A 23,309-nucleotide genomic window follows, 5' to 3' on the forward strand; every position below is an offset into this window, starting at 1 on the left:
TGTAGCCTGCTACAACGATTGTGTTCATTTTAGCTGACATGTTATCATGAGGGAAATTCATGTTTTTAATGAAGGAGATGAGTAAATACTCATGTCTATAGCGCGTTTCGAGGTTTTTGTGCACATTGCTGAGACTCGAAATTTCACTAAAGCAGCAGAGCGACTGAATATGACGCAATCCGCTGTAAGTCATGCTATTGCAAGTCTGGAGAAAGAACTAGGGACGACACTGCTGATTCGCGACCGCAGGAAGGGGGTTATGCTGACGGAAGTGGGGCAGAAGGTGCTTGGCCACATGCGAGAAATCTTGTGCCGAATGGAAATGATCCAGCAGGAAGCGGCTCTGGCAGCCAATCTGGAGACGGGGACAGTCCGCATTGGAACATTTGCAAGCGCATCTTCCTGCCTGCTGCCCAAGCTGTTATCCAGGTTTCAGAAGAAGCATCCGCATATTGAATTTCGATTTTATGAAGGCTCTTATGAAGAAATTACAGAGTGGCTGAATACAGGCGTGATTGACATCGGATTTGTGGTAGAGGAGGATTCACCAGTATTGTTCGACTGTGTGCCGCTGATTCAGGACAAGATGGTTCTGGGCTTCTCAGCCGAGCACAGATTCAATGGAAGAACCCAGATTTCCATGAAGGAGCTACAGGACGAGCCCTTTATTATGCCGACAGGCATGTATCAAGCTCATATTCTGGCCATGCTCGAGGAGATGAAGGTGCAACCGAAGATTCGCTTCGAAGTGTATGATTGTAACACCATCGCCAATATGGTTCAGGAGGGGCTTGGCATTACGATTGGGCCGGAGCTATTTCTGAAGACACAGCAGCATATCCAAGTGGGGTATCTGGATATTACCAGATGGCGTAATGTTGCTCTAGCATGCCCATCACAATCCAGTGCTTCGCCTGCTGCGAGAGCCTTCCTGGCAGTAGCTCAGGAGATTTTCCTACAGTCAACGGAAGCATGAAGAAGAAGCTCCTACCTTTAATTCGGTTGGGAGCTTCTTCTTCATGCTAACAGCTGTATGCAAATGTATGCAAAAGTTATACTTTATGATCCGCCGGTACGTCTGCGCTGATTGTTAGGCTTTTTGTTGTTCTGGCTCTTCAATGCCTTGGTCTGATTGCCCTGGAACCCGCCATTTTGTTTTTGGGAAGCGGCCAGCTTCTTCTCGGCCAGCTTCTGTCGAACGGCCTCAGCCAGGTCAATTTTACGGACTTCCTTCTGATTATCGCTCATCCCTGTTCCTCCTGTAATGTCTAAGCTGTATTTCATTTTATACGTTTTTAAAAGGGGGGACAAGGGCTACAATGAATAAAGACTACCATGACGATGCTTGCCGTGTCGGGCCCCACCTATATCGCATGTTCAAGCTGTTCTGAATAGCTTAATCATAAGTATTTGTCTAAGTCGTAGCTACCAACTTTTTGTTTAGAAGGAGTGTACTGCAAGTGACTGATGTGTATGGTGAAATTCGTAAAGGGGAGCGGGGCGCTTGGGTAAGTATTATCTCCTACATTGTGCTCTCGTCTCTGAAAGTGTTCTGCGGATACGTGTTCATGTCCAGTGCGCTCCTTGCTGACGGGTTCAACAATATGACGGATATTGTAGCGTCTGTAGCTGTGTTAATTGGTCTGCGCATATCCCAAAAACCACCAGATTCCGATCATACCTACGGGCATTTTCGGGCAGAGACCATAGCGGCCATGATCGCCTCCTTCATTATGGCTCTAGTCGGTATTCAGGTATTGGTGGAGGCGATTCGCTCTATATTTGAAGGAAGCAAGGCACAGCCGAGCATGCTGGCTGCAGTCGTCGCTGTAGTGAGTGCGCTGGCTATGGGAGGGGTATACCTCTACAACCGGAAGCTTGCTCGTGAGATCAAAAGCCAGGCACTCATGGCAGCAGCGAAGGATAATCTGTCAGATGCGCTTGTCAGCATAGGAGCGGCCATAGGCATTTTTGCATCCCAATTCGGCTTCCCCTGGATGGACACGGTTGCTGCCATTGCAGTCGGGCTTATGATCTGTTATACGGCATGGGGAATTTTCCGTGATTCCACACACTCGCTAACGGACGGCTTTGATGAGAAACATTTGTCGGTACTGCGCGGTACGATCTCCAAAACACCAGGCGTAGAGAGCATTCGAGACGTAAAGGCACGTGTGCATGGCAGTCATGTCATGGTCGATGTGGTGATTGAGGTTGATCCGACACTTACGCTCATTGAAGGGCATGAGATTAGTGACCAAATTGAAGAGCGCTTGAAGAAATTCCATAATACGATGCATGTACATGTGCATGTGGAGCCTAGAGCGAGTGAGCATATAAGCTCTACCCAGCTCCAGCACTAGCATCTTGGCCAGGTTACCAACCTGAAATCATACTGGGCCAAGGCACACTAGGTAAGGGCAGCATGTTTTCCTACTGAATGGAGTGCAGACAGGCTGTCTGGGTGCATATAGTAAGCTAAGAAGAGTCTCCGCGGATGATCGCGGAGACTCTTCTTTTGCATCCATTGATGATCCCACTGTTCAGATGTGGCAGGCTTTCCGGTTATTTGAGTACTCCAGTAGTTCAGTAGTTCACATCCTGTCGTTTCACTTTTCCTGCAACAGATTAATAACAAGGTAGGTATATGGGGAATGGAAATACCCTCCTGCAACAGATTAACCCGTAATTACCGATATACATAACAGCGGGATACATAAAAAGACAAGTTATCAGATTGCAGAAGAACATGGGTAATTGGGATCACATCCTCAATGTATGTGTCTTTTTTTGTGACTTTTGCATCATGCTTATATTCCTTGTGCTTGACTATAATGAGGTCAGATGGGGAGTATTTCACGATATTTGCATGAATTATGTACGGAGAAGCATGGTGAGACGGTGATTAGCTAAGTACACGGATGTTCGGCATCCTGCAGCATGTCTTGTCAAGATTCGTGAAGTAATCGGGAGGTTAGGAACAGCATGAACAAACGCGTTTGGGGAACACTTGCAGTTGCTGCGGCATTATGGTCAGTTATGGATGTGACTTCAAGCAGTCATGTCTCAGCGGCTGCTGTCACGATCCCGGCAGGGGAACAGGGAATCATACAGGCACCGGTACGGGTACGAATCTCTCCTTCCATGGAAGGGGACACACTGAGCTTTCTGAGTCAGGGTGATAAGGTGACCGTATTGGAAAAGACAGTGAATCAGTGGTATAAGGTCAAGACGGCTGATGGAACCATAGGCTACACGAGCATCTCGGAAAAGTACATACTGCCTGTCGGGAAGGCTGGAGTCAGCGTGTCCGGCGCATCTTCCACAGCATCCCGTGCAGTGGCGGTACCAAGTGCGGCAACAAGCACTAATGGCGCATCCTCGGCAACATCTACAGCAGGACAAGCTGTAGCCACCATTCAATCTGCGGTCAACCTGAGAAGTGAGCCTGCCAACACAGGAGCCATTCTCGGATTGCTTAGCCCCGGACAGCAGGTGAAGCTGCTGGACACCAGTAATAAATATTGGTTCAAGATCGCTACTGATGCGGGAGTCACCGGTTATGTAGGAGCATCGGACAAATTCATCAAAGCAGGAATCGTACCCGTTGCTACCAATGCTAGCTCAGTAAATGTGAACTCCGGCTCAGGGCAGAATGTGGCTGTGCCAGCATTTTCCGCTGCTACCGTACCAGCCTACCAGCCCGTGGTGATGCGGGAGGAAGGAATCTACAGAGGTCGTGATGTAGATACGGCAATTGAGCAGATGATTAGTACGGGAATGACGTATCTGGGGACACCGTATGAGTATGGTTCGGACCGTAACTCGACGGCCACCTTCGATTGCTCTGCATTTACGCAGCGTATTTTTCTGGAAAGCATGGGTCTACTACTTCCGGGAGATTCCAGATCGCAGGGGAACTGGGTTAGACAGAATAGCCAGCCAGTACTGGATATATCGGAGCTGAAGCGAGGGGATCTGGTCTTCTTTCGGGATTATGCGGTTCCAGCAGGAGATGGCCTTATTCAGCCTGATCCGTTCTCGCAGACCATTACCCATGTAGCTGTGTACTTGGGAGATTCACGCTTGCTTCACACCTTCTCTGTAGCAGCAGGTGGGGTGAAGGTAACAGATTTTAGCCAATCATGGCAGGATCGCTTCCTCTATGGTGGAAGTGTAGTAGATCGGGTGCTCTAATTGCAGCAGCCTTGGTCCTTCGAATTACTTCGGGGCCCGTAACGGGCTTCCGAAGTTTTTTTGGATAAAGAATCTATAAGTTTTCAGCGGAGCTGAACCATTCGAACATCCTAGGAAGAACTTCCGCTAAGTGCGGTCTGTCTTCTGTGAAAGTACGTCCAGAGGCGTCTTTCTCATCTTCCTCATTGGTGTCGAACCTTTGTTTCGGGCTAACACCCAGAGGGTAACTAGAATATACATAATGGAGAGCACGCCCAGATTGGAAAGAGAGGTTACGTCATGTTAATGGAAATTAGTGTTTTTATTATTGCTTTGGCTTTTGTAGTGCTGGTGCTGTATTTGGTCAAGACCTTGAAAGCCGCGCAGGGCTCCCTGGACCGGGTATCCGTTACGCTGGAAGAGGTACAGAAGACAGTAGATGAGCTAAGCTACGAGGTCAAGCAGACGATTCGTCATGCGAATGGCATTACAGCGGATGTAGAGCAAAAGATGAAGAAGATCGACCCTATTATTACATCCGTAGAAAATCTGGGCGAGGTACTTAGTGAGCTGACCTCTGCAGCCAAGCAGGCGTCTGCTACATTGATGAATCGATTTCAAAAGCCCAAGCAAAAAGATGTAGCCTCTACAGCTATAGTGTCGCCACAGCCTCCTGTTCCTGAGAGCCAACCATTACCTCAGGATCGCGTCATCGGAGGAGAACCCCGAAAAGCAGGCCCTGAATGGTTAACGTACGTAGATATTGCTGCTGGTGTGTGGCAAAAAATGCGGCGTTAGCAGGGTAGCGGCGGTGTGACGGTGCTCAGAACCATCATTCCATTGAAAGGGTGAGATACGATGATACAACTACTTCTTTGGCTAGGTTTGCTTTCTCCCTTTTCCGCTCAGGAAACGGTTCAGGCTACGGCTCCGCCGTATGCAGCCGGAAAAATAACACACGCTGTGGACGTTCGTGGTACAAGTGTAACTGGTGCAGTCTATGAGGAACGCTTTGAGACGTTAAATGATATTTCCCTTGATGATCGGACAGAGGATGTTCTACAGAAGAAAGGCCAGCCGATCCGTACGTATGAGGACCCTATTCTGCGCTCTACTGAATATCACTATGAGGATGTGGTCGTCGGCGTTCGGGATGGCTACGTCAATTACGTACATGTGGACAATAGCTCTGTACGGGTGAAGGTGAATGACCGCTGGCTACCGCTGGACCGTAGCACGTTGGATCATGAGCTGGGAGGTGCTCAGTTCACTGCAGAGGATGGAGAGGTATACATTCGGGGGCATCATGCCATCAAGGTATACACGGATCAAGACAGCGGGGAATTAAAGGCTGTTGAATTGTTTGACGAAACCTCATCACCTTGACGTTTCAGAATGAGACGGACGGGTTAATGTTACAACGTGAGGATGCACCTCCAGGGTCATCCAAGCAAGTATCTTACATCCATCCCTGAAGTGGGATGAAATATACGAGATACTGAATTTTGTAACAGGGAGAGTGAGAAAAATGAATTCAACGAATGCTCAAGCTTATGCAAAAGTGGTGGAGAATGGAGTTCAAGCGGTAGAGACAGTCAAGGAGCTGCGCAACGCTGGCTACCGTTATGAGGATGTATACGTGCTGGCTCATAGTCAGGATCGTACGGATCGCATTGCAGACACCGTAGATGCGAATGAGATTGGCATCAAGGAAGAAGGCGTTTTTGACTCTCTGGCGAATCTGTTCCGTTCTCGTGGTGATGAGCTGCGTGCCAAAATCGTCTCGATGGGCTTCCAGCAATCCGAGGCTGAATTTTACGAAAAAGAACTGGATCTTGGCAAGGTGCTCGTCATCGCCAAGGCCAAGCCATAATATGTTGCGACCGCATTCTTCACGGTGCCTGGGTACGGTCGATAACTGAAAAACATAGATAAGGAATGGGATTCCAGCAATCCCATTCCTTATCTATGTTTTTCATATTTAAACCTACAGGATCAGAAGTTATAGTTATATATAGAACTCCAACCAGATATAAAGGAGACATCCATGAAAATTCTAATCGTCGATGATAATCCAACGAACGTAATCATTATCCGTGAAATATTGAAGAAGGAAAATTACAGAAACATCGTCTCCGCCAGTTCAGCCAAGGAAATGCTGGAGCGACTGGGAATAGGTGATCGTACCTTGGATATTAGGCCAGTTGCTTCGGACATTGACCTGATTCTGCTGGATATGATGATGCCGGAGATGGATGGCATTGAGGCTTGTGGCATCGTGCAGCAATATGAGCATTTGAAGGATATTCCTATTATTATGGTTACTGCTGTTGGCGACTCTAAGAAGCTGGCCGAAGCGCTGGACGCGGGAGCAACAGATTATGTCACCAAGCCGATCAACAAGGTAGAGCTGATGGCTCGTATTCGGCTGGCTCTACGTCTGAAGCTGGAGAAGGACTGGCACAAGGAGCGTGATCAACGAATTCAGGATGAGCTGAAGCTGGCCTCTCTGGTACAGCAGGCAGTGTTAAGTCCGGCAATCAAGGATCCCGTTCTGCAAGCCCACGCCATCTATCAGCCTTCATTTGAGCTGGCGGGAGACCTCTATTCCTGGTATTCGCTCGGAGAAGGAAGATATTGTGTCATCCTGTTGGACATGATGGGACACGGCATTTCTTCCTCTTTATTTTGCATGTTCATCGCAGCAGTTCTCAAGGATACAGTAACCACGTATGTGGAGCCGGAGAGGGTGATTCAGGAGCTGAATCGACGCTTTGGCCAGCTTGATCTGGGTAGACAGCTCGTTCAGTACTATTTCACGGCCATCTACATGGTCATTGATACGCGTTCCAAGAAGATCGATTATGTGAATGCAGGGCATCCGCCTGGCCTGATGTTCCGCAACGATGGCACCGTGCTTCAGCTGAGTAGTGGAGCAAGTCCGGTTGGCTTGTTCGACCAGATCGAGGTAGAGACACAGACGATCCAATATGAGGATGGGGAGCGTATTGCTCTCTATACAGATGGTCTGCTAGAGATCGTTCAGGGTGAGCATGAAGAGCAGCTTGAGTTCCTGATTGATCAGCTACGGGACCGAGTGGAATGGGATGAGGACGCGATGCGTAAGGCCTTCATTCAGCAGGAATCGTCGAGCACACACGATGATGATAAATGCCTGGTATGGATATCATTGAAAGAAGGAGCGAGCTTGGCATGAAAATTAGAAATAAGCTGCTCATTGGCTTCAGCCTGCTAATGTGCATCATTATAGCGCTTACGGTCATCAGCTATGACAGGCTGGGGAGCATGAGCGAGCAGTTGAACAAGGTATATGAGGAGCGATACATCAAGGTGAGACAGACGGCTGCACTTCGCTCCCAGGTCAACGAGAAAGCCAAGATCATGGCTAACCAGCTCCTGAATCCCGGGATATCCGTGGAGGACAGCATAAGAGAGCTTGCGCAGGTAGCCACTATTGGCGGTGATTTGCTTACCCGTATGCAGGAAGGAAATTCGAATCCTGAGGAAGACCGATTGATGCGGGAGGTAGTGAGATCGTGGCAGGAGTTCAACAGCTACGAGGATCGCTTGATGAATCTGCTCTCCCAGAATCGGATGGACGAAGCGAATGCCCTGCGTAACAGTACAGGGCTACCGGCACAAAGCGATGTTCTGGACAGTATTAATAACCTGTCACGTTATCAGGATAGTGCTGTCGATGAGGAAATGGCCGTATCCAGGCAGATGTTCTCGGAGGCCATACAGACAACTACCCTGATTATGGCTGCAGGTCTGCTGCTGTCACTCGGCATTATTCTGTGGGTGCTTCCAAGCATTACCCGTGGTCTGAATACATTATCCATGATGATCTCTGGCTTCGGCAAAAGCCGATTCAAAGCGATTGGCCGGATGAAGGTCACCACGACCGATGAGATCGGGCAGGTGGCTCTGGTCTTCCAGGAGATGGCTGAGGACCTGGAGGAGAAGCGCCAGTTAGAGCAGTCGATCATTCAATCGCAGAAGGATCAGACATGGCTGAGTGCCAATACGGCCAGAGTGACGGAGCTACTGCGTGGCATCAATTCTCCCGAACAGATTGCACAGACGTTCATCAGCGAGTTCACTCCGATTCTTGGGGCGAGCTATGGCTCCATCTATCTTCTCGATGAAGAGAAAGGGCCAGACAAGCTCTTCCTTAGCGGTAGCTATGCCCGTAATGACGAAGATCACCATACCAAGGAGACGTTTCTCATCGGTGAGGGACTGCTCGGTCAGAGCGCATTAGATCAGAAGCCAATTCTGCTGGAGAATGCCCCCGAAGGCTATCTGACGATCGGATCAGCGCTTGGTTCGACAGAGCCGACAGGGATTATGATCTATCCAATTATGTTCGGGGAGGAGCTGCTTGGAGTCGTTGAGATGGCTTCCTTGGGATCGTTCTCAGCCCTTGAGAGGGACTTGATGGATCGTTTGGTGTCGAATCTTGGGATTATCCTGAACAATATTCGCCGTAGAATGCGTGTCGAGCAGCTGCTGCGCGAATCACAGGCTCTCACTGAGGAGCTACAATGCCAGTCCGAGGAGCTACAGACTCAGCAGGAGGAGCTTCGTCGCTCTAATGAGAATCTGGAGCAGCAGACAGAAGAGCTGAAGCGTTCCGAGGAGATGCTGCAGAGACAGCAAGAGGAGCTTGAACATTTCAATACCGAGCTGATGTCCAAGACCAGAGCGCTGGAGGAGCAGGTGCGCGAGGTGGAGGAGAAGAATCTTGAGATCGAGAAGGCTCGTGCTCAGCTGGAGCAGCAGGCCATGCAGCTTGCGGTTACGAGCAAATACAAGTCGGAGTTCCTGGCGAATATGTCGCATGAGCTGCGAACACCGCTCAACAGCTTGCTGATCCTATCTCAACTGTTAGCCGAGAATAAGGATGGCAATCTGAGTAGCAAACAAAAGGAATATGCGCAGACCATTTATATGTCTGGCTCGGACTTGCTCAAGATGATCGATGAAATTCTGGATCTGTCCAAGGTCGATGCAGGGAAAATGGACATTAACTATGAGACGGTCAGCCTGAAGGGGCTTCAAAAATTCGTCGAGCAGAATTTTGGTCCTATGGCGGCCAAGAAGGAGCTTCAGCTGATTACCGAAGCCGATCGTGAACTGCCTACAGCCATTATGAGTGATAGCTATCGCGTGAAGCAGATCTTACGAAATCTGCTCTCTAACGCCTTTAAGTTCACAAGCACAGGCTCGATCACCTTCTCCATTTCACCTGCAGCAGCGGAGCAATTGCCTTCTTATTTGAATGAGAATCAGGCTTATCTTGCTTTATCTGTAGAAGATACGGGCATCGGTATTGCACCGGATAAGACGGACCTGATCTTCGAGGCCTTTCAGCAGGTAGATGGTACGACAAGTCGTAAATACGGGGGAACCGGGCTTGGTCTGTCTATCAGTCGTGAGCTGGCCCGCTTGCTGGGTGGTGGCATTGAGCTGACCTCCGAGCAAGGGAAAGGAAGCTGCTTCACCCTCTTCCTGCCTGCGGACCCTGCACAGACCTCTGGCTATACCCAAATGGAGCATAGTCAGGATCAGCAGTACAAGGCTAGACAGGAGGTGGCCCCGATCGCGGAGCACAGAGCAGATACGCGCTCAAGCTTAGCTGTCTCTCCAACACCGCCTGCTGCATCAACGAATAGGAGTAAGACGGCGGTGTCGGAGCCACTGAATGATGATCGTGAGAACATTCAAGCGACAGATCAGGTGCTGCTGATTATCGAGGATGATGAGAAATTCGCGAAGATCCTTATGGAGATGGCTAGAAGTCGTGGTTACAAGGCTCTGGTTGCTCTACAGGGGGATGCTGGGCTTGATATGGCGAGAACCTACCTGCCCAATGCCATCATTCTGGATATTCAGCTGCCTGTCATGGACGGCTTTGCCATCCTGGGCGAGCTAAAGGCATCCTCTGCCACGAGACATATTCCTGTGCATGTCATCTCGGTCGTCGATGATGTGAAGCAGGGACTTATGATGGGAGCTATTGCGTATCTGAAGAAGCCTTCCTCCAAGGAAAGTCTGGATCGTGCGTTCGCCCAAATCTCCTCTTACACACAGAGCACGGTGAAGAAGCTCATGATTGTGGAGGACGATGATGTGCAGCGGCAATCCATTATGGAACTGATCGGTCACGACGATGTTGCCATCACAGCTGTATCCACGGGCAAGGAGGCTCTGGAGGAGCTGAACAGACAGCATTACGACTGCATGGTGCTGGATCTGATGCTCAGCGATATGACGGGCTTCGATCTGCTTGATCGGATCCGGGATGACGAGAAGCTGAATGATCTGCCGATTATCATTTATACGGGCAAGGAGCTTGATAACAAGGAAGAGATGCAGCTGCGAAAATATGCGGAGTCCATCATTATCAAGGATGTCAAATCTCCGGAGCGACTGCTCGATGAGACAACATTGTTCCTTCACCGTGTGGAAGCCAACCTTCCGGAGGATAAGCGGAGAATTCTACAAAAGCTGTACAACAAGGAAGAACTGTTCGAGGGCAAAAACATCCTGCTAGTGGATGATGATATCCGCAATGTCTTCGCGCTGTCGAGCGTGCTGGAAGGCTACCGCATGAATGTCACCTTCGCAGAGAACGGCAAAGAGGCCCTTCAGCTTCTTGAGAACAATAGCAATTACGATCTGGTATTGATGGATATGATGATGCCGGAGATGGATGGCTATGAGGCGATGACTCGCATTCGCCAGATGCCTCAATTCGAGAAGCTACCGATTATTGCCTTAACGGCCAAGGCTATGAAGGATGATCGGGCGAAGTGCATTGAAGCAGGTGCGTCAGACTATGTCAAAAAGCCAATCCAAACGGATCAGCTTTTATCCCTGATGCGTGTCTGGTTGTATTCGTAAACCGAAAATTGGGGTAAATAAAGGTTAACGTAGACTGATGAACTGGAGAGATAGTATGACCTCGAATGAACTAAGTGCTGGAGCCAAGCTGGCAACGAATCATGACGAACGTGAACTGATAGAGATTGAATTGCTGTTAAGCGGAATTCATCGGCTGTATGGGTATGATTTCAGAAATTATGCCCTGCCTTCTTTGAAACGGCGTATTTATTACAGTATCCAATCTGAGAATGTGAATTCAATCTCGGGCCTCCAGGAAAAGGTGCTTCACGATCGATCTTGCTTTGAGCGCCTGGTACAGAGCCTCTCCATTCCCGTGACCGAAATGTATCGTGATCCGGACTTGTTCAGAACGTTCCGCGAAAAGATTATTCCAATCCTGCGCACGTATCCTTACATTCGCATCTGGCATGCAGGGTGTTCGACCGGTGAAGAAGTCTATTCAATGGCGATTATGCTGTATGAGGAAGGGCTGTACGACAAGGCCCGCATCTACGCTACGGATATGAATTCCCGTTCACTGATACAGGCCAAAGAAGGGATTTACGGGATTGACCGTATGAAGACGTACACAAAAAATTATATGGAGGCTGGAGGAAGCCAGTCTTTTTCGGAATACTATAGTGCTAAGTACAATTCAGTAATATTCCACCCTTTTTTGCGTAAAAATATTATCTTTGCTGAGCACAACCTGGCAACGGATCGTTCCTTTAATGAGTTCAATGTCATTTTCTGCCGCAATGTCATGATCTATTTTAATGATGAGCTACGCAATCATGTTCATGGCTTGTTTTACGAAAGCTTAAGTCGATTTGGCGTACTGGTCCTGGGCTCTAAGGAATCAATTCACTTTACGGATTATACGGATCATTACGAGCCCCTGGATCGATCGGAGAAAATATACCGGAAGATTAAATAGAGACGCTTAGGAGGGTCCCATGGGTTTGCATGAGCCGATACACATTCTATTAGTCGATGATCGCCCCGAGAATTTACTTGCTCTTGAGGCGGTGCTTGAGAGTGAGCAATATCATCTTGTCAAGGCTACGTCTGGCGAAGAAGCGCTGCGATGTTTGTTAAAGGACGAATTTGCCGTCATTGTGCTGGATGTGCAAATGCCTGGTCTTGATGGCATTGAGACCGCCAAATTGATCAAGGCCAGAGAGAAGACGAAGGATATCCCGATTATCTTCATCTCAGCCAATAGCAAGGAAGCGGAGCATCTATTCGCGGGCTATTCTGCTGGTGGTATCGACTATATGGTCAAGCCGTTCATTCCCCAGATCCTCAAGTCCAAGATTGAAGCGTTTGTTCACATGTACCAGACGAATAATCGGCTCAAGACTCAATCGGCGCTCCTGCATCAGAAGACTCAGGAGCTGGAACGGATGAATCATGAGCTGGTCGTGGCCAAGGAGGCAGCAGAGATTGCTGTCAAGGCTAAGACCGAATTCCTGGCCATGATGAGCCATGAGATTCGTACACCGATGAATGGTGTCATTGGAATGATTGATCTGCTGATGGAGACCGAGCTCAAGGGAGAGCAGCGTGAATACGCCGAGATTATTCGTCGCAGCTCGGATGCACTCGTGGCGGTCATTAATGACATCTTGGACTTTACGAAGCTGGAATCTGGCAAGCTAGAGCTGGAGGAGCATCCTTTTGACCTGGATTCCTGTATCAAGGAGGTATTCAGTCTGTTCACGGTTGAAGTCGGCAAGAAGCAGCTGGATCTTCAGTACCGTACGGATGATCACATTCCTCCATTGTTATATGGAGACATGGCTCGCTTGCGTCAGGTATTGATCAATCTCATCTCAAATAGCGTGAAGTTCACGGATCAAGGCTACGTAAAGCTACATGCCTCCTTGCGTGAAATAGAACAGGATAACGTCATGCTGGAATTCTCTGTACAGGATACAGGCGTTGGAATTGACCCAGCTAAGGCAGATCGGTTATTTCAGCCGTTCTCCCAACTGGATTCTTCGATGACTCGTAAATACGGCGGAACGGGACTCGGATTGGCTATATGCAAAACCCTCGTGAAGATGATGGGCGGCGATATTCATGTGGATACAACCGTCCAGGAGGGGGCACATTTTAAATTTACGGTGAAAATGAAGAAGGCTCACAGCCAGACAGATACCTCCAAGGAGAATGAGGAATTGGAGCACCTGGCAGGAGAGGAAGCCTCCGTCAGACCAGCGGCTCCGGTATTAGTCGTGGATGACCATCCCATTAATCAGAAGCTGATGGTCAGTATCTTAGGTCGTCTTGGCATGAAGGCGGATGTGGCTATGGACGGGCAACAGGCTCTGGATAAGGCGCTGTCTGCTCAATATAGCTATATTTTCATGGATCTTCACATGCCTGTGATGGATGGTCTGGAATGCACCAGACAAATCAGGGATCAACTCCAATCTTCCATTCAACCAGCGATTATCGCCATGACAGCCAATGTAATGGAGGGCACACAGACGTTGTGCCTGTCGGCAGGGATGAACGACTACATCAGTAAGCCAGTCAAAATGAGCAGCGTCAAGCAGATGCTACTTCGCCACACGGTCGATGAACGAAGCTTAAGAAATATTGAACATATACACGAGGCCTAATTCCTGAATTTGGAATGTGGAATGCGATGTGAGATTGTTTCGACTGGAGCCCATCTGGGTTATTAGGTAAGGTAATCATCTTTATTACAGGGGAGAGCAGTCTATGAATACACATAAAAGCGAGAAGTTCAATACAAGAACCGAAGTAAGCAGCGGGGCAAATGTCGTCCACCTAAGCGGTGAGCTTGATTTGTCGGTCGCTCCTGATTTCCGGCTTGTGATGGAGCCGCTGGTGGGGGAATCTGAGAAGGATTTAATCATGAACCTGAAGGAGCTGAAATACATTGACAGTACGGGGATCGGTATTCTGCTGTCAATTTTGAAAACTAGGCACGCCGCTGGCTCCAAATTTTACGTGGAAGAAGTACCTAGCCAGATTCAAAAGCTCTTCGACATGACGGGCATTGCCAAGTTTTTCACTACACAGGAGAATTCCCAATAGGAAAGGAAAGAATAGCATGAATGTTCTGCAGAAAGTAACGCTTAATTTGCCGGCTACTGCTGAGTTTGTCGATATTGTCAGATTAAATTTATATGGGATTGCATCCAAGATGGGCTTCTCCTACGAGGAGATTGAGGACATGAAGGTTGCTGTCTCGGAGGCTTGTAACAATTCGGTGCTCTATGCTTATAACGACGAGCATGGCACGGTAGAGGTGACCTTTGAGTTCGATGATACCTCTCTGCACATCAAGGTCAAGGATGAGGGCCAGAGCTTCGAGCGTCTGGAGCAGGCGGGGGTACGTCCGACGTTGCATGAGAAGGAGCTTGACGATGCTCAGATTGGCGGACTTGGATTCTATTTGATGCAGGCGCTAATGGATGATGTCAGTGTCGTGAATGAGGCTGGAAAAGGTACGGAAGTCGTATTGATTAAGCGCATAACAAGAAGCGAGGAGAAAGTATGAATGAAAAGGTAACTCCCCCAGAGTCGATGGATGAAGCCGTTAGTCTAATCTGGGAGTACCAACAGACCAAGGACAATGAAATCGCTACTGTGCTGATCAAAAAGTATGAGCCTATGGTCAAGATGGCAGCAGGCAAGATTGCCCGCAACCGCCCTGATCTATATGAGGACCTGTATCAGACCGGCCAAATGGCGCTTATTCGATTATTGCAGCAGTACGATATCGGGCTTGGTATTCCTTTTGAGCCATATGCAATGAAAAGTATGATTGGTCACATGAAAAATTATCTGCGAGATAAGTCCTGGTACATACAGGTTCCGCGGAGAATCAAGGAAAAGGGAGCCTTGGTTCAGCATGCGATTGATGAGCTGACAGTGAAGCTGGAACGCTCTCCTGATGTCAAGGAAATTGCAGAATATCTGGATCTATCCGTAGAGGAGACGATTGAGGTGTTAGCGGGCAGAGAATGCTACCACTATGTATCGCTGGATTCTCCACTATCTCAGGATGAGAGTGCTGCCACACTAGGTGAACTGATTAGTGCGGATGCCAATGATTATGATGCGGTCGAGAAAAGGATGGATTTGCAGCAGGCGATGAACCAGCTTAAGGAGCAAGAGCAGCAGGTGCTGCTATTGGCGTTCCAGGATGGACAGTCACAGCGGGCTATTGCGCAGAAGCTCGGCGTATCGCAAATGAGCGTATCCCGAATTCAGAAGCGGGCCACGGAGAAGCTGAAGCAGATTATGTCTAATCCGGCTTCGTCTGGTTGATGGTCATTATGAACAGTGATCCCGCCTTTATTCTACTAGTTGTTCCAGTTGTTCCATAATAAGGACACGTATTCATTGAAAGAATGGATACCGTGTCCTTTTTTGAAAAGTTGTATTTGATACTCACATGTGTTGTAGCTATAAGCTGTGGCTATAAGAAGTCAGATATCTGAGGGAGTGGTTCTGTGCCGCATAATACATCTTTCTACGAGACACACGTATTTCATGATGGCCAATGGGAATGGTGGGATGTCCAGCTTGAATCCTCCTCTGATCCGAGGCTGACCAAGCTTGGTCAACTAGCTCCAGAAGCAGAGATGTGGTTGAAGATGCTGCCTGACATGGATGTGGACTTTCTGACGGTTCGTTTCCCGGATGGAAAGGAGCCTGTGATGTTCGGAGCACTGCAGTATTCCATGAAGGAGAGGCTCCAAAGTACGCGTGGCTGTCATCATTTCTATTTTTTCATATCGAGGGAGAGGTTGATTACGCTCAATCTGGACGAGCAGACCAGACAGACGATGCTGGGACATGAGCGCAGACAGATGATGGATGCATGTAGGACCGGGATGGATGGCATGTTTGTGCTGATTCGTACGCTGCTGCATTATTTTCATGGGGGTCTGGATCAGTTCGCCAAGAACCTGAGAGAGCTGGAGGAGCTAATGCATAGGCATAATCGCCGTACCCTGATGGATCGAATTGTTGAGGCGCGCTTCGAGCTGCTGTACTGGAGTAATCTGTTTGCCCCATTTCGGGAACTGCTCTCTGCTTCACGCGAGGCCTGTCTGAAGGAGCTTGATGACAATCCGTTTTTCCTGAGGCTGCTATACCGTATGGAGCGGATGGAGGTGCTATTTGAACGGTATGAAAAGGAGATTGATACCATGATATCTATGGATAATGCGATCTCTGGCTTCCGTGGGAATGAGATTATGAAGACGCTTACGATTGTCACCACAGTATTTACTCCCGTAATGGCTGTAGGTGCTATATGGGGAATGAATTTTGAGAACCTGCCCTGGATTCAGACCAGACTCGGCTTCACAGGCGTCATGCTGGGGACGCTCCTGATTACGGCGGGCATGTATTATTGGATGTACTTGAAGGGCTGGACCGGAGATCTGCTAAATAATCAGCGTCAAGTAAAAGATGATTAGAGCGAGCCGCAGCAAGCGTACGAGCCCGGTCGACCGTTGTTAGGCTTGCTGTGGCTCTAATCTCACATTTGAGTTGCCAAGGTACTTGGGCTTGGCTAGAGAGACGTATGTCTTACGTGGCTTTGCTCAGCCAGAAGTGTGAGGCTAGATCTACCTGTCTCTGGCCGCGTCTACATATTTCAATAGCTCTGCCAGAAAATCGCCAATCACAGGCAGATTCAACTGAACAAGGGCGCTGAGAAGCCAAGCGAGGAGGGCGATGACAATGATTGTTCCCAGGGACAAGCCTAGTCCTCGTGCGATGCCTGCCGTGAGATTGCTAATGAGTCGTTTCTTCGGATTGGAATAGGTCTGGAGAATATCTGCAATCTCTGCCTTCTCCAGCATGTCTGAAATTTTATCCAATCTGCTGTTCAGGTGCTTGATCTCGTGCCGGAGCTCGAAAGGATGCTCATCTATAGGATTCGCTGGCGTGTGTTTTCGATTGATTTCACTCATCTCGATCCCTACCTTTGCTGCGAGTCTGTTCATGCAAACAGCCAGCTTCAGAATTGAGCTGGCTGTTCTGGTTCAATTTGTAAAGAAAGAAGGAGTTCGGATTAAGAACGGGACAACGTGTTCAGCTCTTCATTAGCTTCCTTGGTGGCCTGCTCGGTAGCTTCCATGATCTCCTGATCGGCCTCCGCAGCCTCCTCGGCAATATCGGCTGAAGCATTCTGGAGACTGGTTACGACGTTGTTCTTGCTGTCGACGACGGTCTTGACTACTTCTGAGGACTTGGTGGACACGGTTTTGGCCAGATCGCTAGCTTTTTCACCGACAACATGAGCTACATCCTTGGTCTTGTCGGTTACGACGTTCATTTTGTCCGTCAAATCGCTTCTCAGGTCACGTCCTGGCTTCGGTGCGAATAGCAGTGCAGCTGCTGCACCAAGGAGACCTCCGATAAATACGCCTTTGGCAAAGGATGAAGCCGGGGTTGAACATTGTTGATTATCTTCTTTATTCATACTGAATCACTCCTTTGATAGATTCAAACTTGTGCAACTATATATAAAGTTAGGTTGCCCGTCTGATTAGCCTGGACACGAGTCCGAGCAAGAACACGAAGATGGCGGTGCCGATAATAGCAGGGACGATAGCAAAGCCGCCAATGACTGGTCCCCAATGTCCGAATAGCATGGCTCCTAGCCAAGCTCCAACCCATCCAGCAACCATAGAGCCGATGATGCCGCCAGGCATTTCTTTACCAGCAATGGCATTTCCAATCAGTCCAATAATGACTGCCATGATGATACTGAGTATAATCCCCCACATACAGATGGCCTCCCTTCGAAGATACCATAGCCAAGCATACTAACTATTGAATACGTAAGAAGTGGCTATACGTTACAGATCTCTCATCTGCTTATTTGGTATATAAACTTCGAAAGGGGGGACTGAAACAACAGCTTGCATGGTAATGAGCGGAAATACATAGGACAAGCGGCAGCTCTCATGGCCTGACGTGTTAAGCTAGTCGAGCGGCTCTACGGTATAACGGGGGGAGCATGAGACACAGCCACATGCCTCCCGCTAGCATACCTGCGATGACATCGCTGGCATAATGTACCCCGAGGTAAATTCGGCTGATGGCGGTAATCAAACTGTACAGTATCCCCAGAATGACAGGCAGCAGCATGGACTTGCGCCGGATACGTCTTTCAATGGCCCATAGTCCAAATAGCATCCCATAGAAGCCGGTAGCAATCATCGCATGTCCACTTGGAAAACTATAGCCCGTCACCTGGATTAAATAATCCAGCGGTGGACGTTCGCGCTGAAGAATGTACTTCAGCAATGTATTCAGTCCCCACATGGACGCAAAACTGCTTCCTACGGCAAGGATATATGTCCGCGGCTTGCGTAGTATCCAGCATAGGATGCACACAGCAATCGTGAGCAGGAGAGTTCCCGGGAAGGAGCCAGCCGTGCTCATGAGCAGCATGAGGGGAAGCAGGGCTTGCAATACAGGTGACGAAGTCTCGGAGCGACCAGGAAAGAGTAGGTCATGCAGTGTACGATCAAGATGCAATATACCCTCGGTACCGAGTAGCTTGAGCACATAAACGATCAATAGCATAGCTACAGGGATGACGATTAGAGCAACCATCATGCTCCGAATGTATGAATTTTGAATCGATGGATACTTAATCATGCAGCTTGAAAGCCTCCAGGTAGTATAAGTTAAATGAGCTACAGCCTTCCGATGAACAGCCAGTGCAGGTAAATAGCTTGTACAAAAAAACACCAGTCAGAGCTTGCTGTAATTCGCATACAGAAAATTCTATACTGGTGTTGGTGCATCAGGATTTGCGCAGGCGTCCAAGTTCGGACACGACAGCTTCCACCTCAGAGATGCTCAGGCTTGGCTTATTCATAACCATCTCGTATATATCATGGATATCCTCATAATAATCTACAGAGAATGCTGAGGCCTGCATGGCAGCTCCGCTGGCCATCCGAAGCTTGTTTTTGATACTCTCGATCATGTACTCTACATTGACCTGAGAAGGTTGAGTTAAATCCATGCTAATCCGTTCACCCTTTCGTAAAATCTCGATTGCCCATATTGTAACATGAGCATTTTACATAAATCCAGCCAACGGTAGCTATATACTGATATGTTAGGTATACAATTACTTTGCCACGCTGTACATAATTACGGTAAAATCTACGTTAAATATACAATCCATCTTAAACGAAAGGTAAGGGGATGCCTTGGTGTCAATCTATACGCCGAATCAAGGAAGGGAGCGCAGGCCTGGTCAGCAGAGAACGAGCCGTCGTGAGCTTGCTGCATTTTTCCGACTTGTCCATGAAGCGCATCGGGGACAACCCATCACCTTCATCTGTGTCGGCACGGATCGCTCGACAGGTGACTCGCTTGGGCCATTGGCCGGAACGATGCTGAAGAATAAGGGCTTCACGAATGTGCTCGGTACGATGGACAAGCCTTGTGATGCACACAGCTTGGAATCCGTCATCACCAGTATTCCCTCAGAGCATACAGTGATTGCTATTGATGCTTGCCTTGGATTACCCGGCTCGGTAGGACTATTTCTGACATCTGAAGGACCGCTATGGCCGGCACAATCTGTAGGGCTTGAGCTGCCTGGTATCGGTGATTATAGCATTGCTGGTGTGGTTAATGCATACGGACCGAAGCCCTATTGGACACTACAGACTACGTCCCTCCATAGTGTGCTTATGATGGCATCACAGATTGCGGAGGCTGCGGCTGTCGGTTTCGGGCTTCAGATAGAGGAAGCTGCTCAATATAGTTTCAGATGAACCATTAGTGCTTAATAATATACAATTCATATTTCAAAAATAATGACTAAGCCATAATCGGAGAAAGAAGGCGCCATTCATGAAAAAAGTACTGTGCGAAGGAACCACCATCTGTTATGCCGAGGAAGGGCAAGGAGAGCAAGTTGTCATTCTGCTACATGGATTCTGTGGTAGCTCGGCTTATTGGGACGACGTTGTCCCACATTTGTCGGAAGCCTCCCGCTGCATTGTTCCCGATCTGCGTGGACATGGCCGTACGGATGCTCCGAAGGGAGCTTATTCCATCGACGGAATGGCCGATGACGTCCTGAAGCTGATGAACGAGCTGAATATCCCTCGCGCAGCAGTACTGGGGCATTCGATGGGAGGCTATATTGCGCTATCCCTTGCGGAGCGGTACCCCGATCGACTCAGTGCAGTAGGGTTAATTCACTCTACAGCTTACCCGGACACGGAGGAGGCAAAGGACAAGCGGCTACAGGCGGTATCTACCATTGAGAACAAGGGGATTACAGCCTTCATTGATGGCCTGGTGCCAGGTTTATTTGCACCCGAGCATCTGGAGCAGATGCCTGAGCAGGTGCTGAAGGTCAGAGAGCTCGGCTACAAGACACCTCCTCAGGGAGCGAGTGGCGCAGCCTTGGCCATGCGCGAGCGTCCGGATCGACGTGACGTTCTGTCCGCGACCTCCTTGCCAGTGCTGCTCGTTGCAGGGGAGAAGGATCAATTGATTCCTGTTGACAGAACCTTCACGGCAGAAGGGCCCAATGTTGTCCACACCATCATAGCAGGTGCGGGGCATATGAGTATGCTGGAGACGCCATCTGAACTGGCACAAGTCATTACGGGTTTCATGAAGGAACGAATCCAGTAAAAATTATGGCACGGCTTGATTACAGCATGAGCTACCCTGGTGTGACCTGGTGAATGGAAGTCCGGGTCCACAGGGTGGCTTCTTTTCGTGTCCATTTGGCAATTGGAGCGGGATTGGCTTACAATCTATTCATTGAAAGATGACCCAGGTCATATGGAACGGAAGGAGTGAGGTGCGCCTGTGTTCAAAAGAGATTATTTGACTCGCATGATTGAGGAAATGGGAGAGGTTATTGGAGCGGTGCTCGGCTTGAAGCGTCAAATGAAGCATCCGCAGGCGATTGCACTGCTGGACGAGCTGCTGCGCAAGCAGTTCCGCATTCCGCTCAAGCTGCTGGAGTCGATGCCACCGGAGCAGATTACGGATTTATTCCGGATGAACGGTTCACCTGAGCCTGACAAGCTCCAGCAGGCTGCCCGGCTACTGGAGGAGGCCGGCAGACTGCGTATGCAGATGGAGGAGACGAAGGATGATGCAGCCACATTGATGAAGGCACTCTACCTGTACGTATACAGCGATATGAATGGAGCGGATCGTACCTTGCTACAGCTCCCGGAACGCATTGCAGAAGTAAGACTAGAGCTGCGAGAGTATCGACTATCAAGAGAAGTGGACGAACTGCTGGCCCGATATGAAGAGGGAGAGGGACAATTGGCGGAGGCTGATAATATCTGGTTCAGGTTGATTGCCATGCATCCAGAGTCTTTTGATGGTGCGTTTACCTTCTACGACCGACTGCAGCAGCTTGGTGAGGAGGAGTTGGAGCAGGGAGGGCTATCCCGTCAGGAGGTGGAGGAGGGCAGACAGGAGCTTTTGCGCCTCAGAGCTCTCGTGCCATCCGACCAATATACCGAATGATCACGATGGATTCGATTGATAAATAGCCTAATAAAGGCAGAAAGCAGGAATACGTAGTGGAAGCATTGCTTAACTTAACCAATCAACTGTTGTCGGGGGGGACGCTGATTACGGCTACCTTGAGTCAGCTACGCAAGCGGGAGTCGGATACCTTTACCAAGGTGCAGATCAAGCCTGTAGAGCTGAAGAAGAAGCTGTATTATCAGTTCGCCTATCACTATAGCAACAAGGTTACACATGACAATCTGACACCAGAGGAGGCTCAGGAGCGCTTGTCCCAGCTGTTCGGTGAGACCTTCCGCCAGGGATTGCTGTGTACAGCCGAGGCCGACTATCAGGTGCTGATCAGCAAGAAATTCAAGGTGTCCATCCTGACCAAGTCACCGACCAAGTCAGCTATGAATCTGGCGCATAATCGCAAGAAGCAATATGTGCTGGAGGAAGGGGAGCCAGTTCCCTTTCTCGTAGAGCTGGGTATCATGAATGCCGATGGCAAGGTGCTGGCCCGCAAGTACGATAAGTTCAGGCAGATCAATCGCTTTCTGGAAATGGTACAGGATATTCTACCTGCATTGCCAGTAGGCCGTCCTCTGACCATTGTGGACTTTGGCTGTGGCAAATCGTACCTGACCTTCGCGTTATATCATTATTTGGCGATTCAGCAGCGAAGACCGCTGAATATTGTCGGACTTGATCTGAAGGCGGATGTCATCGAAGTCTGTAATACGCTGTCGCAAAAGCTGGGCTATCAGAATTTGAAATTCCTGGTCGGTGATATCGCAGATTATGACGAAATGGAGCAGGTTGACATGGTGGTGACCCTCCATGCCTGTGACACAGCTACAGATGCTGCGCTGGAAAAGGCTGTCCGTTGGGACGCATCCGTCATCCTGTCCGTTCCGTGCTGTCAGCACGAGCTGTTCGGCCAGGTCAACAATTCGGTGCTGGAGCCGATGCTGTCACATGGCATATTGAAGGAACGCTTTGCTGCACTCGCAACAGACGGCATTCGCGCCAAGCTGCTCGATGTGATGGGCTATAAGACACAGCTTCTTGAATTCATTGATATGGAGCATACTCCGAAGAATATTCTGATTCGTGCGGTAAAAGGCTCACAGGAGGATCGGCAGAGACTGTGGGAGGAATATACCTCATTTCGGGATTTCATCCATGCAGACCCGTATCTTGAACGGGCCTGTGCAGATTTGCTGCCGACATCGTGAGGGAGGTACAGCGAAAGGTTTTTATAAGTAGCAAAGGATTCACACACCTGCCTCACGAGTTAATGGCATGTTATGAATTATGGAGTTAGGTCTGCGCGCTATTAGCCCCCGAAGGACTGGCGAAAGGCGGCACTTAGCTGTGTCTGGTCCACTTCCCAGAGCTCTGCGAGCTCTTGACTGACCTCGGTATCCCACCAGTCGCACAGTGCCTTACGATTGCTGTGATTCTCCGAGATCCATAAGAGATTGGCTCCAACCTTTTGGCAATAGAGCTCTTCTCCTTTATTGACGAGCTCTGGAGCTATATAGAGCTTAAGACGCTTTCGTGCACGATACAGTTCCTTGCTGCAGGCTCTTCGAATGCCGCGCGCCGTGGGGAGGCCGGATTGGCCTTTGGCGTGCTTGGGTAATTGATGGGCAGGCATCCTACCACGCTCCTCTCACATCAGAATATGCCGCAAG

Annotated in this window: 25 protein-coding genes; 18 read left to right on the forward strand and 7 right to left on the reverse strand. The window is 49.2% G+C overall.

From position 1 onward, the window contains the following. The first annotated feature begins 91 nt into the window (after positions 1-91). The gene (locus tag D328_RS0122480; protein ID WP_018887307.1) at positions 92-976 is read left to right on the forward strand and encodes a LysR family transcriptional regulator; all 885 of its coding nucleotides are present in this window, start codon (positions 92-94) and stop codon (positions 974-976) included. An 83-nt stretch (positions 977-1,059) separates the two neighbouring features. Here the strand turns inward: D328_RS0122480 and D328_RS0122485 are convergent, their stop codons facing one another. Further along, positions 1,060-1,248, reverse strand: coding sequence for a hypothetical protein (locus tag D328_RS0122485; RefSeq protein WP_018887308.1), 189 nt, complete (start codon positions 1,246-1,248; stop codon positions 1,060-1,062). Between the two features lie 212 nt (positions 1,249-1,460). Between D328_RS0122485 and D328_RS0122490 the strand changes: the two genes are divergently transcribed. From D328_RS0122490 to D328_RS0122550, 13 genes are all read left to right on the forward strand, one after another. Next, on the forward strand, positions 1,461-2,363 hold the full coding sequence (locus tag D328_RS0122490; protein WP_018887309.1) for a cation diffusion facilitator family transporter: 903 nt from the start codon (positions 1,461-1,463) through the stop codon (positions 2,361-2,363). 622 nt (positions 2,364-2,985) lie between these two features. Continuing rightward, positions 2,986-4,197, forward strand: a complete 1,212-nt coding sequence (locus tag D328_RS0122495) for a C40 family peptidase (RefSeq protein ID WP_018887310.1) — start codon at positions 2,986-2,988, stop codon at positions 4,195-4,197. Positions 4,198-4,476: 279 nt separating this feature from the next. Further along, on the forward strand, positions 4,477-4,974 hold the full coding sequence (locus D328_RS0122500; protein ID WP_018887311.1) for a DUF948 domain-containing protein: 498 nt from the start codon (positions 4,477-4,479) through the stop codon (positions 4,972-4,974). 60 nt (positions 4,975-5,034) lie between these two features. Beyond that, complete coding sequence (locus tag D328_RS0122505) at positions 5,035-5,562, forward strand: hypothetical protein (RefSeq protein WP_018887312.1); 528 nt, start codon at positions 5,035-5,037, stop codon at positions 5,560-5,562. A 142-nt stretch (positions 5,563-5,704) separates the two neighbouring features. Next, complete coding sequence (locus tag D328_RS0122510) at positions 5,705-6,049, forward strand: general stress protein (protein ID WP_018887313.1); 345 nt, start codon at positions 5,705-5,707, stop codon at positions 6,047-6,049. A gap of 174 nt (positions 6,050-6,223) precedes the next feature. Further along, positions 6,224-7,393 (forward strand): SpoIIE family protein phosphatase, encoded by a 1,170-nt coding sequence (locus D328_RS0122515; RefSeq protein WP_018887314.1) that lies wholly within the window; start codon positions 6,224-6,226, stop codon positions 7,391-7,393. Then, a complete protein-coding gene (locus tag D328_RS0122520) occupies positions 7,390-11,106 on the forward strand; it encodes a response regulator (RefSeq protein WP_018887315.1) in 3,717 nt (1,238 codons plus the stop codon). Before D328_RS0122515 ends, D328_RS0122520 begins: the two co-directional genes overlap by 4 nt. Before the next feature lie 55 nt (positions 11,107-11,161). Beyond that, complete coding sequence (locus tag D328_RS0122525) at positions 11,162-12,025, forward strand: CheR family methyltransferase (protein ID WP_018887316.1); 864 nt, start codon at positions 11,162-11,164, stop codon at positions 12,023-12,025. 19 nt (positions 12,026-12,044) lie between these two features. Continuing rightward, positions 12,045-13,718 (forward strand): response regulator, encoded by a 1,674-nt coding sequence (locus D328_RS0122530; RefSeq protein ID WP_018887317.1) that lies wholly within the window; start codon positions 12,045-12,047, stop codon positions 13,716-13,718. A gap of 103 nt (positions 13,719-13,821) precedes the next feature. After that, positions 13,822-14,160 (forward strand): STAS domain-containing protein, encoded by a 339-nt coding sequence (locus tag D328_RS0122535; protein ID WP_018887318.1) that lies wholly within the window; start codon positions 13,822-13,824, stop codon positions 14,158-14,160. Between the two features lie 16 nt (positions 14,161-14,176). Then, positions 14,177-14,626, forward strand: coding sequence for an anti-sigma B factor RsbW (gene rsbW, locus D328_RS0122540; RefSeq protein ID WP_018887319.1), 450 nt, complete (start codon positions 14,177-14,179; stop codon positions 14,624-14,626). Further along, on the forward strand, positions 14,623-15,399 hold the full coding sequence (locus tag D328_RS0122545; protein ID WP_018887320.1) for a sigma-70 family RNA polymerase sigma factor: 777 nt from the start codon (positions 14,623-14,625) through the stop codon (positions 15,397-15,399). Before rsbW ends, D328_RS0122545 begins: the two co-directional genes overlap by 4 nt. Positions 15,400-15,584: 185 nt before the next feature. Then, positions 15,585-16,559: a magnesium transporter CorA family protein gene (locus D328_RS0122550; protein WP_018887321.1), complete on the forward strand. Its 975-nt coding sequence runs from the start codon at positions 15,585-15,587 to the stop codon at positions 16,557-16,559. 150 nt (positions 16,560-16,709) lie between these two features. On the opposite strand, the gene D328_RS0122555 is transcribed toward D328_RS0122550, so the two are convergent. From D328_RS0122555 to D328_RS0122575, 5 genes are all read right to left on the reverse strand, one after another. Next, a complete protein-coding gene (locus tag D328_RS0122555) occupies positions 16,710-17,057 on the reverse strand; it encodes a DUF5665 domain-containing protein (RefSeq protein WP_018887322.1) in 348 nt (115 codons plus the stop codon). 101 nt (positions 17,058-17,158) lie between these two features. Continuing rightward, positions 17,159-17,569 (reverse strand): YtxH domain-containing protein, encoded by a 411-nt coding sequence (locus tag D328_RS0122560; protein ID WP_018887323.1) that lies wholly within the window; start codon positions 17,567-17,569, stop codon positions 17,159-17,161. 49 nt (positions 17,570-17,618) lie between these two features. Beyond that, positions 17,619-17,876, reverse strand: a complete 258-nt coding sequence (locus D328_RS0122565; RefSeq protein WP_018887324.1) for a GlsB/YeaQ/YmgE family stress response membrane protein — start codon at positions 17,874-17,876, stop codon at positions 17,619-17,621. Between the two features lie 193 nt (positions 17,877-18,069). Beyond that, complete coding sequence (locus tag D328_RS0122570; protein WP_018887325.1) at positions 18,070-18,756, reverse strand: phosphatase PAP2 family protein; 687 nt, start codon at positions 18,754-18,756, stop codon at positions 18,070-18,072. A gap of 148 nt (positions 18,757-18,904) precedes the next feature. Beyond that, entirely contained in the window at positions 18,905-19,129 is a 225-nt protein-coding gene (locus D328_RS0122575; protein WP_018887326.1) for a DUF1128 domain-containing protein, read from the reverse strand. Positions 19,130-19,322: 193 nt separating this feature from the next. On the opposite strand from D328_RS0122575, the gene yyaC reads away from it, so the two are divergent. The 4 genes from yyaC to D328_RS0122595 all read left to right on the forward strand — a co-directional run bounded on the left by yyaC (position 19,323) and on the right by D328_RS0122595 (position 22,847). After that, positions 19,323-19,892 carry a spore protease YyaC gene (yyaC, locus tag D328_RS0122580; RefSeq protein ID WP_018887327.1) on the forward strand — a complete coding sequence of 190 codons (570 nt, stop codon included), beginning with the start codon at positions 19,323-19,325 and terminating at the stop codon, positions 19,890-19,892. A gap of 79 nt (positions 19,893-19,971) precedes the next feature. After that, complete coding sequence (locus D328_RS0122585) at positions 19,972-20,766, forward strand: alpha/beta fold hydrolase (protein WP_018887328.1); 795 nt, start codon at positions 19,972-19,974, stop codon at positions 20,764-20,766. 180 nt (positions 20,767-20,946) lie between these two features. Next, the gene (locus D328_RS29600; RefSeq protein ID WP_018887329.1) at positions 20,947-21,624 is read left to right on the forward strand and encodes a DUF6483 family protein; all 678 of its coding nucleotides are present in this window, start codon (positions 20,947-20,949) and stop codon (positions 21,622-21,624) included. 56 nt (positions 21,625-21,680) lie between these two features. Continuing rightward, complete coding sequence (locus D328_RS0122595) at positions 21,681-22,847, forward strand: class I SAM-dependent methyltransferase (RefSeq protein ID WP_018887330.1); 1,167 nt, start codon at positions 21,681-21,683, stop codon at positions 22,845-22,847. Positions 22,848-22,948: 101 nt separating this feature from the next. On the opposite strand, the gene D328_RS0122600 is transcribed toward D328_RS0122595, so the two are convergent. After that, positions 22,949-23,272 (reverse strand): hypothetical protein, encoded by a 324-nt coding sequence (locus D328_RS0122600; protein ID WP_018887331.1) that lies wholly within the window; start codon positions 23,270-23,272, stop codon positions 22,949-22,951. Positions 23,273-23,309: the final 37 nt, after the last annotated feature.

Source organism: Paenibacillus massiliensis 2301065 = DSM 16942 (assembly GCF_000377505.1).
Lineage (GTDB): Bacteria > Bacillota > Bacilli > Paenibacillales > Paenibacillaceae > Paenibacillus > Paenibacillus massiliensis.

Coding starts and splice junctions, on each gene's coding strand:
- D328_RS0122570 (WP_018887325.1), bottom strand. CDS start 18,756: ATGATTAAGTATCCATCGATTCAAAATTCATACATTCGGAGCATGATG.
- D328_RS0122600 (WP_018887331.1), bottom strand. CDS start 23,272: ATGCCTGCCCATCAATTACCCAAGCACGCCAAAGGCCAATCCGGCCTC.
- D328_RS0122495 (WP_018887310.1), top strand. CDS start 2,986: ATGAACAAACGCGTTTGGGGAACACTTGCAGTTGCTGCGGCATTATGG.
- D328_RS0122560 (WP_018887323.1), bottom strand. CDS start 17,569: ATGAATAAAGAAGATAATCAACAATGTTCAACCCCGGCTTCATCCTTT.
- D328_RS0122510 (WP_018887313.1), top strand. CDS start 5,705: ATGAATTCAACGAATGCTCAAGCTTATGCAAAAGTGGTGGAGAATGGA.
- D328_RS0122515 (WP_018887314.1), top strand. CDS start 6,224: ATGAAAATTCTAATCGTCGATGATAATCCAACGAACGTAATCATTATC.
- D328_RS0122500 (WP_018887311.1), top strand. CDS start 4,477: ATGTTAATGGAAATTAGTGTTTTTATTATTGCTTTGGCTTTTGTAGTG.
- D328_RS0122555 (WP_018887322.1), bottom strand. CDS start 17,057: ATGAGTGAAATCAATCGAAAACACACGCCAGCGAATCCTATAGATGAG.
- D328_RS0122505 (WP_018887312.1), top strand. CDS start 5,035: ATGATACAACTACTTCTTTGGCTAGGTTTGCTTTCTCCCTTTTCCGCT.
- D328_RS0122520 (WP_018887315.1), top strand. CDS start 7,390: ATGAAAATTAGAAATAAGCTGCTCATTGGCTTCAGCCTGCTAATGTGC.
- D328_RS0122545 (WP_018887320.1), top strand. CDS start 14,623: ATGAATGAAAAGGTAACTCCCCCAGAGTCGATGGATGAAGCCGTTAGT.
- rsbW (WP_018887319.1), top strand. CDS start 14,177: ATGAATGTTCTGCAGAAAGTAACGCTTAATTTGCCGGCTACTGCTGAG.
- D328_RS0122530 (WP_018887317.1), top strand. CDS start 12,045: ATGGGTTTGCATGAGCCGATACACATTCTATTAGTCGATGATCGCCCC.
- D328_RS0122565 (WP_018887324.1), bottom strand. CDS start 17,876: ATGTGGGGGATTATACTCAGTATCATCATGGCAGTCATTATTGGACTG.
- D328_RS0122480 (WP_018887307.1), top strand. CDS start 92: ATGTCTATAGCGCGTTTCGAGGTTTTTGTGCACATTGCTGAGACTCGA.
- D328_RS0122485 (WP_018887308.1), bottom strand. CDS start 1,248: ATGAGCGATAATCAGAAGGAAGTCCGTAAAATTGACCTGGCTGAGGCC.
- D328_RS0122535 (WP_018887318.1), top strand. CDS start 13,822: ATGAATACACATAAAAGCGAGAAGTTCAATACAAGAACCGAAGTAAGC.
- D328_RS0122525 (WP_018887316.1), top strand. CDS start 11,162: ATGACCTCGAATGAACTAAGTGCTGGAGCCAAGCTGGCAACGAATCAT.
- D328_RS0122585 (WP_018887328.1), top strand. CDS start 19,972: ATGAAAAAAGTACTGTGCGAAGGAACCACCATCTGTTATGCCGAGGAA.
- D328_RS0122575 (WP_018887326.1), bottom strand. CDS start 19,129: ATGGATTTAACTCAACCTTCTCAGGTCAATGTAGAGTACATGATCGAG.